This window comes from Candidatus Binatia bacterium (genome assembly GCA_036493895.1).
Lineage (GTDB): Bacteria > Desulfobacterota > Binatia > UBA1149 > CAITLU01 > DATNBU01.
On record DASXOZ010000008.1, the window covers coordinates 1 to 14,819 of the forward strand.

13 protein-coding genes are annotated in these 14,819 nt (G+C 66.9%); 9 read left to right on the top strand and 4 right to left on the bottom strand.

The genetic code is table 11. The annotated features are described in order from the left end of the window. Positions 1-544: 544 nt before the first annotated feature. The 9 genes from VGK20_00870 to VGK20_00910 all read left to right on the top strand — a co-directional run bounded on the left by VGK20_00870 (position 545) and on the right by VGK20_00910 (position 7,676). Complete coding sequence (locus VGK20_00870; protein ID HEY2772578.1) at positions 545-1,462, top strand: DUF3450 domain-containing protein; 918 nt, start codon at positions 545-547, stop codon at positions 1,460-1,462. Then, positions 1,459-2,838, top strand: coding sequence for a MotA/TolQ/ExbB proton channel family protein (locus tag VGK20_00875; GenBank protein ID HEY2772579.1), 1,380 nt, complete (start codon positions 1,459-1,461; stop codon positions 2,836-2,838). Before VGK20_00870 ends, VGK20_00875 begins: the two co-directional genes overlap by 4 nt. Continuing rightward, entirely contained in the window at positions 2,831-3,367 is a 537-nt protein-coding gene (locus tag VGK20_00880) for a MotA/TolQ/ExbB proton channel family protein (GenBank protein HEY2772580.1), read from the top strand. The genes VGK20_00875 and VGK20_00880 overlap by 8 nt, the downstream gene beginning before the upstream one ends. Further along, on the top strand, positions 3,367-3,786 hold the full coding sequence (locus tag VGK20_00885) for a biopolymer transporter ExbD (GenBank protein HEY2772581.1): 420 nt from the start codon (positions 3,367-3,369) through the stop codon (positions 3,784-3,786). The genes VGK20_00880 and VGK20_00885 overlap by 1 nt, the downstream gene beginning before the upstream one ends. Positions 3,787-3,789: 3 nt before the next feature. Continuing rightward, positions 3,790-4,212, top strand: coding sequence for a biopolymer transporter ExbD (locus VGK20_00890; GenBank protein HEY2772582.1), 423 nt, complete (start codon positions 3,790-3,792; stop codon positions 4,210-4,212). Further along, on the top strand, positions 4,209-4,862 hold the full coding sequence (locus VGK20_00895) for an energy transducer TonB (GenBank protein HEY2772583.1): 654 nt from the start codon (positions 4,209-4,211) through the stop codon (positions 4,860-4,862). The genes VGK20_00890 and VGK20_00895 overlap by 4 nt, the downstream gene beginning before the upstream one ends. 1 nt (position 4,863) lies before the next feature. Next, positions 4,864-6,213, top strand: a complete 1,350-nt coding sequence (locus VGK20_00900) for a tetratricopeptide repeat protein (protein ID HEY2772584.1) — start codon at positions 4,864-4,866, stop codon at positions 6,211-6,213. A gap of 153 nt (positions 6,214-6,366) precedes the next feature. Then, a complete protein-coding gene (locus VGK20_00905; protein ID HEY2772585.1) occupies positions 6,367-6,786 on the top strand; it encodes a nitroreductase family deazaflavin-dependent oxidoreductase in 420 nt (139 codons plus the stop codon). Positions 6,787-6,824: 38 nt separating this feature from the next. Further along, positions 6,825-7,676: a cytochrome c gene (locus VGK20_00910; protein HEY2772586.1), complete on the top strand. Its 852-nt coding sequence runs from the start codon at positions 6,825-6,827 to the stop codon at positions 7,674-7,676. Between the two features lie 54 nt (positions 7,677-7,730). On the opposite strand, the gene VGK20_00915 is transcribed toward VGK20_00910, so the two are convergent. From VGK20_00915 to VGK20_00930, 4 genes are all read right to left on the bottom strand, one after another. Next, positions 7,731-9,722, bottom strand: a complete 1,992-nt coding sequence (locus tag VGK20_00915) for a DUF3604 domain-containing protein (GenBank protein HEY2772587.1) — start codon at positions 9,720-9,722, stop codon at positions 7,731-7,733. 41 nt (positions 9,723-9,763) lie between these two features. Further along, positions 9,764-11,410, bottom strand: a complete 1,647-nt coding sequence (locus VGK20_00920) for a DUF4215 domain-containing protein (protein HEY2772588.1) — start codon at positions 11,408-11,410, stop codon at positions 9,764-9,766. A 98-nt stretch (positions 11,411-11,508) separates the two neighbouring features. After that, positions 11,509-12,621: a myxococcus cysteine-rich repeat containing protein gene (locus VGK20_00925; GenBank protein ID HEY2772589.1), complete on the bottom strand. Its 1,113-nt coding sequence runs from the start codon at positions 12,619-12,621 to the stop codon at positions 11,509-11,511. Between the two features lie 166 nt (positions 12,622-12,787). Beyond that, positions 12,788-14,776: a hypothetical protein gene (locus VGK20_00930; GenBank protein ID HEY2772590.1), complete on the bottom strand. Its 1,989-nt coding sequence runs from the start codon at positions 14,774-14,776 to the stop codon at positions 12,788-12,790. Between the last annotated feature and the right edge of the window lie 43 nt (positions 14,777-14,819).

The following is a 14,819-nucleotide window of genomic DNA, read 5'->3' on the forward strand; positions in this document are numbered from 1 at the left end:
GGCCCGCCGCCGCCTGTCGCACTTCCCCCAGGGTGCCCCGTCCAGTGGGCTCGTGTACCGGACGGGCCGAGGGCCGTGCGATTCGAAGACCGAGGATCGTCTTCGCTGTGGACCCGCGGCCCCACAAGGCTGCACGCAGGCTGCACGTCGACGATCGCACCGCGATGATGCACGAGGGTGTATCAGCGTTTTGTCTGCGCACCGTTAGTTCTGCGATAGACCGACAGCGCCGCTTGCGGTCGGACCCGCCTCGTTCGCACGCCGCCGAGCGGGCGCAGCTCGTGCACGAGTCGCTGATTTCCTCTGGATTTGCGCGCGGACCGGCGACGCTCACGATCTCCTAACACAATCTCCACGGGCCCTTCGCGTCGGCCTAACAGAGGCGGCTCATTCTCTGCGCGTGCGGGCCGGGTCTCCTCCCCGGCCTGGAGGACAATCGCGAAGGGCTCTCGCGTCTGGAGGTAAACCGGCCGGCAATGATCGGCCCCGCCGCCCACCCGGCTGCGGATCTCTCTGCCCATCGCGAAACGAACACGGAGATCCGATGCCGAACGAATGGTTCAAGTACGCCGCTATTCTCGCGATGATGTTCGCGCTCGCGCCGTGGGCGCGAGCCGAGGAACGCGGGAACAAGACCGCATCGCCGGCCGCCTCAGGTTCGCCGGCCGCTGCGGCTGCTCCGCCTGCGGCAAATGCGGCAACGGACGCGCCGGCCACGCCCGCCGCAACTGCCGCCCCCGCCGCACCTGCCGGCGTCCCGCTCGAAAAACTCGACCGCGTGACTTCCGAGCAGGCGGCATCCGACAAGGATGCCGTGGCTTCGCAGAAGCGCATCGACTCCCTCGATGACGACACCCAGAAACTGCTCGGCGAATACCGCAAGGCAGTGGCCGACACCGAGAGCCACGAAGCCTATGCGTCCCAGCTCCAGACGCAGATCCGCTCCCAGCAGCAGGAGCTGGCCGACATCGACCGCCAGCTCGGCGAAATCGAAACGACGTCGCGCTCCATCGTCCCGCTCGAGCAGAAGATGCTCGATACGCTCAAAGAGTTCGTGCGGCTCGATCTCCCGTTTCTCGGCGACGAGCGCAACGCGCGCATCGCCACTCTCGAAGAGATGATGGGCCGCGCCGACGTCAGCATCTCCGAGAAGTACCGCCGCATCGTCGAAGCCTACCAGGTCGAGATGGACTACGGCCGCACGATCGAATCGTACGAAGGCCGCCTCGCCGGCGAGGGCGCCGACCGCACCGCACGCTTCCTGCGAATCGGCCGCCTGACGCTGATGTACCAGACGCTCGACGCCAACGAGACGGGCTACTGGGACGCGACGCGCGGGAAATGGATCGTCGACAACGACTATGCGTACGCATTCAAGCAGGGCGTCGCGGTGGCGCAGAAGCTTTCAGCGCCCGAGATGCTGCTCGCTCCGATCCCCGCGCCGGTGGAGGCGAAGTCATGATGCGCCGGACTGCCGCTCTCGCCGCTGCGATCGCCATGGCGGTCGCGTTTTCCCAGTCGTCGACGTCGCACGCAGCGACGAGCCTGGACGAGCTGCTCGACCAGACGCGCAGCGCCCGCCAGGCCCGCGAGCAGACCGATGCCGCGCGCGAGAAGGAGTTCCTCGCCAATCGTGATCACCAGGCCACGCTGCTCGCCGACGCCAACCGCGCCCGCGACGACGCCGAAGCGCGCAGCAAGGCCACGTCCGAGCAGTTCGATGCCAACGAGCGCACGCTCGCCGAAAAGCAGGACCTGCTGAACCAGCGCCTCGGCAGCCTCGGCGAGCTGTTCGGCGTCGTACGGCAGGTGGCCGGCGACACGACGCCGCTGATGTACAGCTCGCTCGTCAGCGCGCAGATCCCGAAACGCGACGAGTTCCTCGCGACGCTCGCCAGGAGCAAGGAGCTGCCGTCGATCGACCAGCTCGAGCGCATGTGGTTCGAGCTGCAGCGCGAGATGACCGAGAGCGGACGCGTCGTGCGCTTCCAGACTCCGGTCACCGGCGCCGACGGCACGGCGCGCAACGCCGAAGTGGTGCGCGTCGGTCCTTTCGTCGCGATGTCCAACGGACAGTACCTCAATTTCATGCCCTCGCTCGGCACGCTGGCCGTGCTTCCGCGCCAGCCCGCGGCCAGCCTCGTCGACCTCGCGATGAAGATCCAGCACACGACCGGCGGCTACACCGAGGCCGCGATCGATCCGTCGCGCGGCGCGCTGCTTTCGATGCTGGTGCAGCGGCCGACGGTGATCGAGCGCATTCGCAAGGGCCAGGAAGTGGGCTACCTGATCATCGCCGTCGGGCTCATCGGCCTCGCGCTGGCGATCTACCAGGCGATCTATCTCCTCGCCGTGCGCTCGCGGGTGCGGCGCCAGCTTGCCGACATTGCGTCGCCGGCAGCGGACAATCCGCTCGGCCGCGTGCTCGGCGCGGTGCGCACGAGCCCATCGACGATCGAGGAGGACGCCGAGGTCGTCGAGCTTCGCGTTTCCGAGGCCGTGCTGCGCGAAGTGCCGCGCCTCGAGCGTTTCCAGGCTTTCCTGCGCCTGGCCGTGGCTGCCGGGCCGCTGCTCGGCCTGATCGGAACGGTGATCGGCATGATCATCACGTTCCAGAGCATCACCGAATCGGGAAGCAGCGATCCGCGCCTGATGGCCAACGGCATCGGCCAGGCGATGATCGCCACCGTGCTCGGGCTCGGCGTGGCCATCCCGCTGCTGTTCCTCAACGCGGGCCTGTCGTCGTTGTCGCGCGCAATCGTGCAGATCCTCGACGAGCAGAGCACCGGCCTGCTGGCCGAGAGCCTCGAGCGCGCGCGGGGGCCGCGCCATGCCTGAGGCGCTCGCCAGCATCGGCGGCAATGCCCTCGGCTCGCTGCGCGACCTGATCGACGGCGGCGGTCCTTTCGTCCTGGCGATCTTCTGCTGCTGCGTGACGCTGTGGACGCTCGTCATCGAGCGCACCTGGTACTTCTCGCGCGTGCTTCCGCGCCGTGTCGAGCAGGCGGTCGCGCAGTGGAAGGCACGACCCGAGCATCGTTCCTGGTGCGTGCGCCAGGTGCGCTCCGCGATGATCTCGCGCCTGAATGCAGAGATGAGCGCGAACTCCCCGCTGCTGGCGGTGCTGGTGCCGCTCTCCCCGCTGCTCGGCCTGATCGGAACCGTCAGCGGCATGCTCGAAGTGTTCGACTCGATGGCGCTCAAGGGTTCGGCCGACGCACGCGCGATGGCCAGCGGCGTCTCGCACGCGATGCTGTGCACGATGACCGGTCTTGCCGTCAGCATTTCCGGCCTCTACCCCGTCTACTACTTCCGCTCACGCACTCGCCGCGAGACCGAGCTGGTGGCCGACAAGCTGGTGTACTGATGCGGATGCGGCGCCATCAAACGCACCAGGCGGACGGAAGCACCGGCATCGACCTTGCGCCGATGCTCGACTTCGTGCTGAACCTGCTGATTTTTTTCATCATCACCGCGGTGTTCATCAAGGAGACCGGGCTTACGGTCGAGCGTCACGGCGGCAGCGCTTCGGGCGCCACCGACGGCAAGTCGACCGGCTCGATCTCGGTGATCCTCAAGCAGTCCGGCGAGGTCTACGTCGACAACCGCCTCGTCGACGTGCGCGCGGTTCGCGCCAACGTCGAGAGGCTGCACGCGCAGAAACCCGACTGGGGCGTCATGATCACTGCCGAGCAGAACGCGCCGACCGGCCTCGTGGTCCAGGTCGTCGACCAGGCGCGTCTCGGCGGCGTCGACAACGTCTCGTTCGGCACTTCGTCGAGGTAACCGGTGCGGTCGCGACGTCACGCCTCCCACGAAGGGGAAGAACACGGCATCGACCTCGCGCCGATGCTCGACTTCGTCTTCAACCTGCTGATCTTTTTCCTGATCACGACGTCGTTCGTGCGCGAGGCCGGTGTCACCGTCGCAAGACCGCAGGCCGATACCGCCGTTCATACCGACACCGGCAACATCATGGTCGCGGTGAGGCCGAACGGGGAAGTGTGGATGGACCGCCGCCAGGTGGACATGCGCGAAATCCGCCCGACCATCGAGCGCCTGCATCTCGAGAGGCCCGAGGACACCGTCGTCGTGCTGGCCGACAAGGATTCCAAGGCGGGCCTGCTCGCGCAGGTCATGGACGAGATCAAGCTCGGCGGCATCAAGGAGGTGGCCATCGGCGCAACCAGCGCCGCGGCCGGCGGCTCGTGAGCGGCGCGTGGCTTCGCTTTCCCGTCTCGCTCGCGTGCGCGTGCATGCTCGCCACCGGCCTGTTCGGCTTCCTGCACACGATGACCACCGCGCGTCACCACGACGAATCGGCAGTTGCGGTCGCGAAGGTCGAGTTCGTGCGGCTGCGCCACGAGACCGAGATCGAAGAGAAGAAGCGCGAGAAGCCGCAGAGGATCAAGCCCGAGCAGGCGCCGGTGCTCCCGGCGATGCAGATCGCCAAGGACCAGGCGCCGAACCTGGCGCTCGATGTCACGGCAATCGCGGCGGGTCTCGGCGCAGAGTTCGGCTCGGCCGGCGGTGGTGGCGGCGACGGGCGCGGCGTTCCCGGCGGCCTCGGGATCGGCGGCGGCATGTCCGACCGCGGCGCGCTGCCGCTGGTTCGCGTCGAGCCGCAGTACCCGCCCGAAGCGGCCAAGCGCAAGCTCGAGGGTTGGGTGCAGCTTCGCTTCACGATCACGAAAGCGGGCACGGTCGACGCCGTCCAGATCGTCAAGTCGAGCAATTCGCTTTTCGAGAACGCCGCCGTCGCGGCCGTGCGCAAGTGGAAATACGAGCCTCAGATGCAGTCGGGCGCAGCGGTCGAGAGCGCCGGCGTCGACGTCGTTCTTCGATTCAGGATGGAGAGCTGAAATGAACCGTATCGCCAGAGTCCGCAGTTCTTTCTCCAGCCCGCCGCGCGCGCTCGTCGCAGTATCGATCGCGCTTGCGATCGCATGCCGGGTCGGCGTTGCGGCAGCCTCCGATACGCCCCCCGCGAGCACGGCCGTCAATCCGCAGATCGCCGAAAAGCTTCTGCTCGCCAACGGCTATCTCGAGAACAACCGCCTCGACGATGCGATGTCGGTGGTCGACGAGCTCGTCCGCGTGCGCAAGAACAAGCCGGTCGATCGCGCCCAGATTCATCGTTTCCGCGGCTACATCCTGATCGCCAAAGGGAAGAGCGAGGATGCAGGCAAGGAGTTCGAAGCCGCGCTGGCCGAGAACGCGCTCGACGGAGCCTCCAAACAGGGAATGATCTATTCGCTCGCCCAGATTCACACGCAGGCAGGGCGCTACGACCGCGCACGCGCACTGATCGACCAGTGGTTCGCCGGCGCCGAGGATCCCAAGCCGGAGGCGTATTTCCTCGAGGCGATGATCCTGATGCAGCAGCAGGCCTACGCGGATGCTCTCGAACCGGCGAGGATTGCCGTCGAGCGCAGTCCCCAGCCGCGCGAGAGCTGGCTCCAGCTGCTGGCCGCGATCCAGTTCCAGCTCCAGGACTACAAGTCGGTGGCGGGCACGCTCGAGCAGCTCGTCGCCCTGCAGCCCGCAAACAAGCGTTACTGGGTGCAGCTCGCGACGATCGAGAGCACGATCGGAAACGACGGGGATGCCGTCGCCGAGCTCGGCGTCGCGCAGGTCGGCGGCTTGCTGGCCGACGATCGCGACCTTCGCCAGCGCGCGCGCCAGTGCTTCGTGCACGACCTGCCGACCTGCTGCAGCGAAACTCTCGAGAAAGGCTTCGCCGACGGCAAGATCAAAAAGGACGCCGAATCGTGGCAGCTCCTGGCCAACTGCTACATCGCCGCGCGCGACACCGACAAGGCGCTGGAGCCGCTCGCGAAGGCCGGCGAGCTGGCGGCCGACAACAGGAGTTACCTGATGCTCGGGCAGCTCGAGCTGCAGAAGGACCGCTTCGACGCGGCCCACGACGCGCTCGTCAAGGCGAAAGCCAAATCGAAGCCCGACCAGGCCGGATCGATCGAGCTGCTGATCGGCATCGCGAGCCTGGGATCGAACCGGCTCGACGACGCCGAGAAATCGTTCCGCATTGCCCGGGCCGACGACAAGACCAGCAAGGCCGCCGACAGCTACTTGAAGCACCTGGACCAGGTGCGCGCGATCCAGCAGATGAAGGAATCGGCGGTCGCCGACACGATGGCACGCAGCCAGCCGGTCTCCGATGCGAAGCCGGCGTCGAGCGACAGGTCGTTGTAGCAGGTTGCCGCAGCCCGGTGGGCGCCGTCGGCGGGCTTTCCGGGGAGAACGCCACCGCCCGGTGCCGTGCCCGGCCGGGTGACACGCGCGGCTGGCGGTGCGGGTCCATCTCCAGTAGAGGAGCTTCGTCGAATTCCGACGGAGGTGCGCACAATGGCGGGCATGAACGAGTTCAACCAGAAGATCATCGACGAATTCCGCGCCAACAGCGGCAAGGTCGGCGGCATGTTCGCCGGCGCACCGATGCTGCTGCTGCACACGAAGGGCGCGAAGTCGGGAACGAAGTACACGACGCCGCTCGTCTATCTCGCCGACGGCCAGCGCTGGGTCATCATCGCATCCAAAGCGGGAGCTGCGACCAACCCCGACTGGTACCACAACCTCGTCGCGCATCCGGACGCCGAGATCGAAGTGGGAAACGAGAAGATCGCGGTGCGGGCCAAGGTCACGACAGAGCCCGAACGCACCGAGCTCTACCGCAAGCAGGCGTCGATCATGCCGAACTTCGCGGAATACGAGCGCAACACGAGCCGCGTGATCCCGGTGCTCGCACTTTCGCGGAGCAACGGCTGAGTCGGAACGCGGCCGCGGTTGGCCGTCCGGTTCGCACGATGACAATCCTTCGGCTCCGCTCTGCGGCGGGCGCTGCACTTCTGCTCGCCGGCCTCCTGCTCGCGGCCTTGCCCGCCGCGGCCGGCGAGCCGTCGTTGTCCATCCACGTCGGCGACCGCACGAAAGTCTTCTCCCGAAGCGAGCTCCTCTCGCGGGCGACTGTGATGACCATCACCGACGATCCGGCGTACGCCGGCGCTTCCCGCTCGTATTCCGTCGTTCCGGCACATTCCCTGTTCGACGGCATGGACGTGCCCGGCGACGCCGTGATCGACTTCCAGTGTCTCGACGGATTCGCAGCGGCGCTGTCGCGCGACCGCCTGCTCAACGATTCGCCGTCGCGGTCGATCGCGTACCTCGCGATCGAGGATCCGGCGCACCCGTGGCCGCCGCTGAAAGACGACAGCGGCCCTTCGGCGGGGCCGTTCTATCTCGTATGGCAGTCGCCTCAGCTGTCGGGAATCGCGCGCGAAGAATGGCCGTTTCAGCTCAGCGGCTTTGCCGTCAAGGGCTCGCTCGCCAGCGTCTATCCGAAAATCCAGCCCGACCCTTCGCTCGCCGCCGGTGATCCGGCCCGGCGCGGCCTCTCGGTCTTCGCGCGCAACTGCTTCGCGTGCCACAAGCTCAACCGCGAAGGCAGCTCCGACATCGGTCCCGATCTCAACGTCCCGATGAATCCGACCGAGTACCTGGCCGAGCCGGCGCTTCGGCGCCTCGTGCGAAACCCCCAGGATCTGCGCGCGTGGTCGATGTCGCGCATGGTGGGCTTCAGTCCCGCCGTGCTCGGCGATGCCGATCTCGACGATCTCGTCGCGTACCTGCGGCACATGGCAAAGCACAAGCAGCCGTAGCGAGGAACAGCCCGGCTGCCTCCGAATCCGCTGTTTGCCCGGCGATTTGCCCGCCTATTGGTCCGTTTGTACCGCCGGCGCGTACCACACCGGCGACGTGTAGGCCCTTTCCTCGACCGTGTGCGGAGTGCCTTCGGCCATGTCGATGCCGAAGCGCGCCAGGTCGTACGTCGTCCAGCGCGGTGTCGGAATTTCGATCACCCGGCCGTAGTAGAAGGCTCCCTGGTTCGGGTCGAACGCGGGATCGCTCCAGAACGCGACCAGTTGCGGCGCGCCGATCGAGTTCTTGTACGTCGCGTCGCCCAGGTCCCAGCTCTTGCCGACGAAGGTGCGGCAACGGCCGTCCGCTTCGATCTTGCGATCGCCCGATACCGCAACGTCATAGACGCGCTCGTGCGTCGCGCCGTCCTTGTCGATCCACCCCTTGACGATTTCGTAGCGGTCGAGATTGGCGCCGATCGGGTCCTTCTCGGCCGAGACCAGGAAGGTCGGCACTTTCCCGGAAGGCGCGGCAGCGAGCTCGCCGCCCATCGGAATTCCCTTGCGGTAACCGAGCGCCGCGAGATCGTGATTGTCGACGTCGAGCCGCGAAAAATCCCAGCCGGCAAAGAACCTCACCGTCATTCGCGGGCCCGTCGTCGCGTACGTTTCGCGGCGCTTCATCGCATCGAAGATCGCCGCGCGCGTGTTCTCGCTGGCCCACACTGCGGTATAGCCGGCGGCGCTGGCTTCCCAGCTCATGGTCTTGAGGCCGGTCTTGTCGTTGGATTCGTAGACGTCGCGCACACGATGGATCGACGGCTCATCGGCAGCGGTGCGCCCGAAGAAGTTGTCCTCCTCGGCGTCGGCCAGTCCGGTGTGGGAATCGGTGCCGCCCGCAAAACCGAAATGGAACGGGTTGACGCCGACCCGCTTCTCGATCTCGAGCCCGCGACGCAGCGCCGGCCGCGCGTATTCGCCCGCAAGCATGTCGTCCGTCTTGGCGACGCCGAGGTCGAGATTGCCGCGGTCCCAGCGCTCGAATTTCGCGAAGTCGTCGTCCGACGAGAGCTTGGGATGCGTCTCGCTGTCGCCGGCCGTTTCGGTGACCTCGTAGAGCGGCTCCCAGCGCGCCCGCTCGGCGGCCCAGGCCTTGTCGATCTTCTTTCCCGATGCGTCGGCGTCCGCGAACATGCGGCCGTTGCTCCGGTTGCCGCCGTGCGCGATCGCGAGCACTTCGCCGCCGGTCTTCTGCTCGTAGGCGGCCATCCACTTCCACAGCGACGCGGGATCGTCGCTTCCGCCGGCGGCCGCGGAAGTCAGCGGCTCGACGGTGGCCGCCTGGCTCGCTCCGTCGCGGAAGATCACGCCGCGGTGAAGGTCGTTGCCGTTCGGACTGGCGGTCCACTCGTAACCGACCATCGTCGTGAACCTGCCCGGATCGTTGAAGCGCTCGGCCGCATCAAGCTCGCTGCGCCACGCGCGGCGCAGTCCTGTCGAGCCGGGAATGAACTGGAGAGCCGGCGGCAGCTGTCCCCGCGCGAGCGCGTCGAGCATCAGCAGCGAAGCGCGCGCTCCGGCCGCGCCCCGGATCATGTTGTGCCACTCGCGGCCGGATGGATCGGCCAGGATCTCGGGCTGACCGCCGGCGACGGCAGTATACAGCCCGAGGTTGTCGGAGTGATCGGTGATCACGAGGAAATCGAGAGGACGCGAAAGGCGAACGGGCTGCCCGGACGACGACCACACTCTTTCGCCGCGCGCGAGGCGATACGCATCGTCCGGCTCGACACTTGCGCCGGCGGCTCCGGCATCGAGAGACCAGGACGTGTGCAGGTGGGTATCGCCGAACAGCGGTCGCCGAAGCGGCGGCATGTTCGCATACGGCGAGTACGGTCGCGTGGGAGGGTGGCCCCGCTCGGCGCTGCGCGCATCGAGAGTGCCGGCGTCGTTCGTGACGGGGACGACGTCCTGGGCCATCGCAACTCGCGCCGCCAGCACGAGCATGGCGGCGAATACAGAACACGGCGTCGCGGCGCTGCGGCCGCGTAACTGGACAGGATTCATGCGTAAAAGCCCTTGTTTTCCTGAGCCGCTGCAGCCTTTGCTCACTGGCAGCTCAGGTTGGTGACGGCCATCGTCACGTCGATCGGGTTGAAGCTCGGGTCCGACTCCGCGTCGATCGTGAACGAGAACTGGCTGGCCGCGAGGTTTGCGTCGTTGGTTGCGAACGTGCACGTCGCGATCGATGCCGGCGTATGGACGCCGGCATCGACGATCATCGATTCCTTGAGGAAGCGTGAGGCGTCGTTGTCGTTGAACGACGTCAACCCACTGCTCACTGCGGACGTGCACTGCACGTGGCTGCCGCTGCCCGCCAGCTCGCCGGACGCGTCCGCGTAGCTCATTTCGTACGTCAGCGCGCCCACGTCGGCATTGGTGGTCACGCCGATCGTCAGCGTGCACACGCGCGTGAAACCGGAACAGTCCGTGTGACAGATGCCGGTGTCGGAATTCTTCGAACCCTGGTCGCACTGCTCGGGACCGCCGCCCGGGCCGCTCGTGCACGAAGGGTCGTTGCAGACGATCCCGTCTCCGCAGACAGCCGCCTTGCAGCCGTTCGTGCAGTTGTCGTGGTCGTTCGTGTTCTTGTCGTCGCACTGCTCGTTCGGCAGGTTGTTGACGATTCCATCGCCGCAGATTTCCGCGTTGCAGCTGGAGTCGCACCCGTCGAGGCTTGCCGTGTTGCCGTCGTCGCAGCTCTCGTGGTTGCCCGGATCGGTGACGCCGTCGCCGCAGACCGGCAGCGTGCAGTCAATGCGACAGGCATCCGGCTTGGTGTCGGAGTTGGCCAGGCCCTGGTCGCATTGCTCGCCTTCCTGCTTGATGCCGTTGCCGCACACCGGCGTGCTCGGGAACGCAAGGTCGAGAAATGCGGGCACCGTAAGACGGTTGGCCTGGAACACGCACGCGTGGAAATCGATCAGCTCGGAGCCGGAATCGAGCGGATCGATGCAGTGCTCGCCGTAACCGATCGATGCGAAATCGGCCCTTGCGCAGACGCGAGGCAGGCCGCCGAGCCACGCAAGCTGCGCATGGATGATGCCGGTGTCGAGCACCGCGTTCCCCGTTCCGAGCCCGTACGGCGGAAGCTGGGCCCGGCAGTCGACGTTCGTCGAAGAGCCCGAAAGCTCCTGGTCGAGCAGGCAGTGCAGTCTCAGGCCCGTCTCGGCCAGCACCATCGACGCCGCGCGTTTGGGCACTTTCATCATGCAGCGGCTGGCGCTGCCGCGAGTGGCAGTGACGTCGGAGGGGTACCAGACCTGGAACAGCGAATCGATCGTGCTCTGTCCGACGGTCATGATGCAATGAGCAAGGGAGTTCGACGTGAACGGCGACGCCTCGCCGCTGCAAGGTCCGGGATAGCTGAGAAGTCCGAAATTGGCGCCTGAGCACGCCGACTCGAGGCGCGAGCGCAGCTCGTCGGCCGCCAGCTGGTAGCGAAGTGCCACCGCGCCGGAGCCGTCGCCCGTCGCGCAATCGATGTTCTGCGCGACGCCGAAGATCACGTCGGCTTCACAGCCGATGCGCGTCTTGACGTTCTCCAGCGTCCACCTCGAAAGGCCGGTCTGGATCGCGGCGCGGCAATGCGACTCGGCGGAATCCGCCGCGTTCGCCGCAGCGCCGTCGCAAAGAAGAAGAAGACAAAAAATCGAGCCCAAAGCCGAACGACTCGGAGTTCTCGTGTTCCACATGGAGCACTCCTCGAAAGGTCGGAAACGGCCCCGGCGGGATCGGCTTTCGCCGAAACCGCCGGGGCTTCTGCACGAATCGGAAGACTGCGGCCGCCCGCTTACGGGTTGCCCGCGGCGCTCCACGAAGTGGTCTTGACCGTCGCCGTGCCTGCCGTGGTCTGGTAGCAGCTCTGCGTGACGCCATCGTCGGTCACGAGATCAGACAGCGTTACGCCGGTGAGCTTGCTCAGGTCGGGAGCGTGGAAGTCGCCAGTCTTGCTCTTGGCCTTGACGCTGAGCGACGACTTGCCGTCGGTGTCCGAACCTTTCACTTTGATCTGGAACACAGCGCCCTTGATTCCGAAGCCTGTCGCCCCGGCAGTTGCCCAGCCGCTGCCCGTTCCGGCAGGGACCGTCGCGCCGTACAGCAGGCTGCCGTCCTCGTAGACGCACCAGCTGTAGGTCTTGCCGGTTCCCGTCGTCGGATCGAGGAAGGTCGCTGCCTTGCCGCTCTTCCAGCCCCAGCTTCCCGAGTCCTTGGTGTCGTCGGTCGCGGCCGGGTCGTTCTTGAACGCGATCTTCGACTTGCCGGCGACCGTCGAAACGAGGCAGCCGGTCGGCGCCGCCGAAGGGCAGTCGCTCGGGTTGCACGACGAGTCGCAGCCGTCGCCTTCGACGAGGTTGCCGTCGTCGCACTGCTCGCCCGGCTCGAGGACGCCGTTGCCGCACACCGAAGCTCCGGTGGTGCAGGCATCGGCCGTTGCCGACATCGTCGGCGCCGGCGACGCGGGGTCGTTCGGCGGCGACGAGGTGTCGGACGAATCGGTGACGGTCACGGCGAAATTGCCCGACGTCGGGTCCGCCTGCGTCGAATCCGGCATCACGAACGTGCAGTGCGCGACCTCGCCAGGACCCGTGAATCCGGACGGGTTCGCAAAGGCCGCATCCATCGTGCTCGCGTCGGCGTTGACGCTGCTGCTGTCCAGGCCGCCCGCCGCCCAAGTGCACGAGTTGGCGAAGTCGCCCTTGGCGCCCACCGCGGTGTAGTCCGTGTGGAACTGCAGGGCGCCGAGCGTCGTCGCGTTGGTCACATTGAAATGAACGGTGCAGTGCTTCGGCTGCGCGGCCAGCGCCGCAGGCGCGATCGCGAGCACGAAGGCTGCGCCGAAGCCGGCAAGCGCCGGCAGTCGCAGGTAGCTGGCCCTGAGGCCGCTGTGGTGAATCTTCGACATGGTTCCCTCTCCTTCCTTACGCGCCTTGCGCGGAATGCCTTACGCGGAATGCGTCGCTGTCGGTTTCTTGAAGTTTGGCGTGTCCATGGTCGCACGTGACGCGAGCCCTCGCGGGCAGCGACCGTCTCGCGACGGACGCCGCCCGCGATCACCCGTGTCGCGAGGGTCAGGGCACCTGGTTCGGCATGCCGCTGGTCGTGTCGACCATCGGATCCATCTTCTGGTTGGTCGGATCCGACTCGAACAGGCTCGCCACGCAGGCGATGTCCGCAGGCTTGTGCGCGGCATCGCCGCCGGTGCTGTTGAAGTAGCCTGCCTCGGCGCTGCCGCCGGCGACGGCGGCCTCGTTGGGCGTCGGCTGCCAGATCCACAGGTTGTGCAGGTGCTCCACGTTGAGACCGGGAGGTCCGGCGTACTGGCACGAACCCTGCGTGTCGGTGCCGGCGCCACCCGAATCGGCCGTGATGGCCTGGGACTCCAGCTCGGCGCGGCGCGAGTTCTGCATCGTCGTGTTCCACACGCTGATGCCGGTGCCCGTGCGGAAACCGATGCTGACGCCGTGCTGGCTGGCCGTGGTGTGCTGGCCGAGCCACGTGACGTTGGCGTAGTGCGGATGCGAGCGCGGCTCGCGCACGTTCGCGATCGGGTCGCCCTGGGGCCCGTTGTCGGCTTCGAAGCCCTTGTCGCCGTCGTTGCTGGCCGGCCCGGCCTGGCGCAGCACCGCGAACTGCGCGCCGCCGCGGAAGCCCACGTCGGTGTCCAGGTTGTCGTCGAGCCCGCCGGTGGCAACCACATGGTCGACGACCACGTTGCCGCCGAAGAACTCGTACTGGTCATCGCCGCCGTTGTTGCAGTCGATGTGGCTGACGATCGTCGGCGAACCGAGCGTGTACAGCGTGAAGCAGTTCAGATCGTTGCCGTTGCCGTCGATGTCGTACCCGGGGTCGTTGATCTCCATGTACTCGACATGGCCGCCGTTCCAGCTCTCGTCGGTCCCGCCGTAGTGAACCGGAACCGCGATGCCCTCGACCAGCGCGTCACAGGTGTCCACCGTGTTGCACGCGTTGGCCCAGCCGAAGCCGGTCAGAACGAGCCCGCCCCATTCGCGGCGGGCGCCGGAGCCGACGCCGAATCCCGTGTAGTCGGTGTTGGTCAACCAGTTGTCGAACCACTTCTTCGACTGCAGCGTGATCACGTTGTCCTTGGTGCCGACCGCGTGGATCGTCGATCCGCGCGTGACGATCAACGCTTCCTGGACATCGCCGAGGACGAGAGTGCCGGGCTCGATGACGAGGTCCGTGTGCGTAGCCGCGGTCGGGTGCGCCGGGTTCGCATTCGTCTCCGTCTTGCCCGCCGCATCGCCGTCACCGATCAACGTGCCACCGTTGGCGAGGCCGCCGAGACGGTAGATGTTGTCGTTGGTCAGCGTCAGCGTGCCGCCGGACACCGCGAAACGGCCCGGTAGCTGGCAGATGTCCATCGTTCCCGGATAGCCGTTCGGGAGCGAGGTGCTTCCTATCAGCGTCGTGTTCGCGGGGCAGTTGCCGTCGGCAACGGGGGTCGCGCCGTTCAGCGTGCCGTTGGTCGCCGGGTGCCAGACCGTGTGGTTGCCATGCAACTCGACGGTCCAGCCCTCGGTCCAGTCGCCGACCGAGGCAGCCGGGTCCTGCGGGATGGCGCCGATGAAACGGGTCTTCACGAACCGCGACTTGATGTCGTTGTCATTGATGCCGTACGGATCCGCATTGGTAGCCGTGCTCGAGTTGTAGGAATGGCCGGTGACGTTGGTGTCCGGCACGACGTCGCTCGATGGATCGAACGTCGTGTCCGAAGCCTCGAGGTCGGGCTTGCCGGGGCTGTTGCACGGGCAGTCGATCGGCACGTTCTGTCCGACCGAGAACTGCAGACAGAGCAGCGCGTCCGTCGCCTTCGTCGCGACGCCGCGGGGCTCGCAGATGCAGGGCCGCGAACACGTCGCGGATCCGACCGCCGCGCGCAGGATAAACAGACAATCGGTCGCGACCGGGTCGGCGCCCGTCGATACGGGCTGCGAGCAGCCGCCGGGCTCGGCCCAGGCTGCGGGGGCGAGTGTGCCCGCCAGCCCTGCCGCCAGCGCGCCGGCGACGGCAAATGTTCTGAGACTCCTTCGAGACATGGTTACCTCCACTGAATTTCGGCCGGCGCGCGGCGCTGGCCTC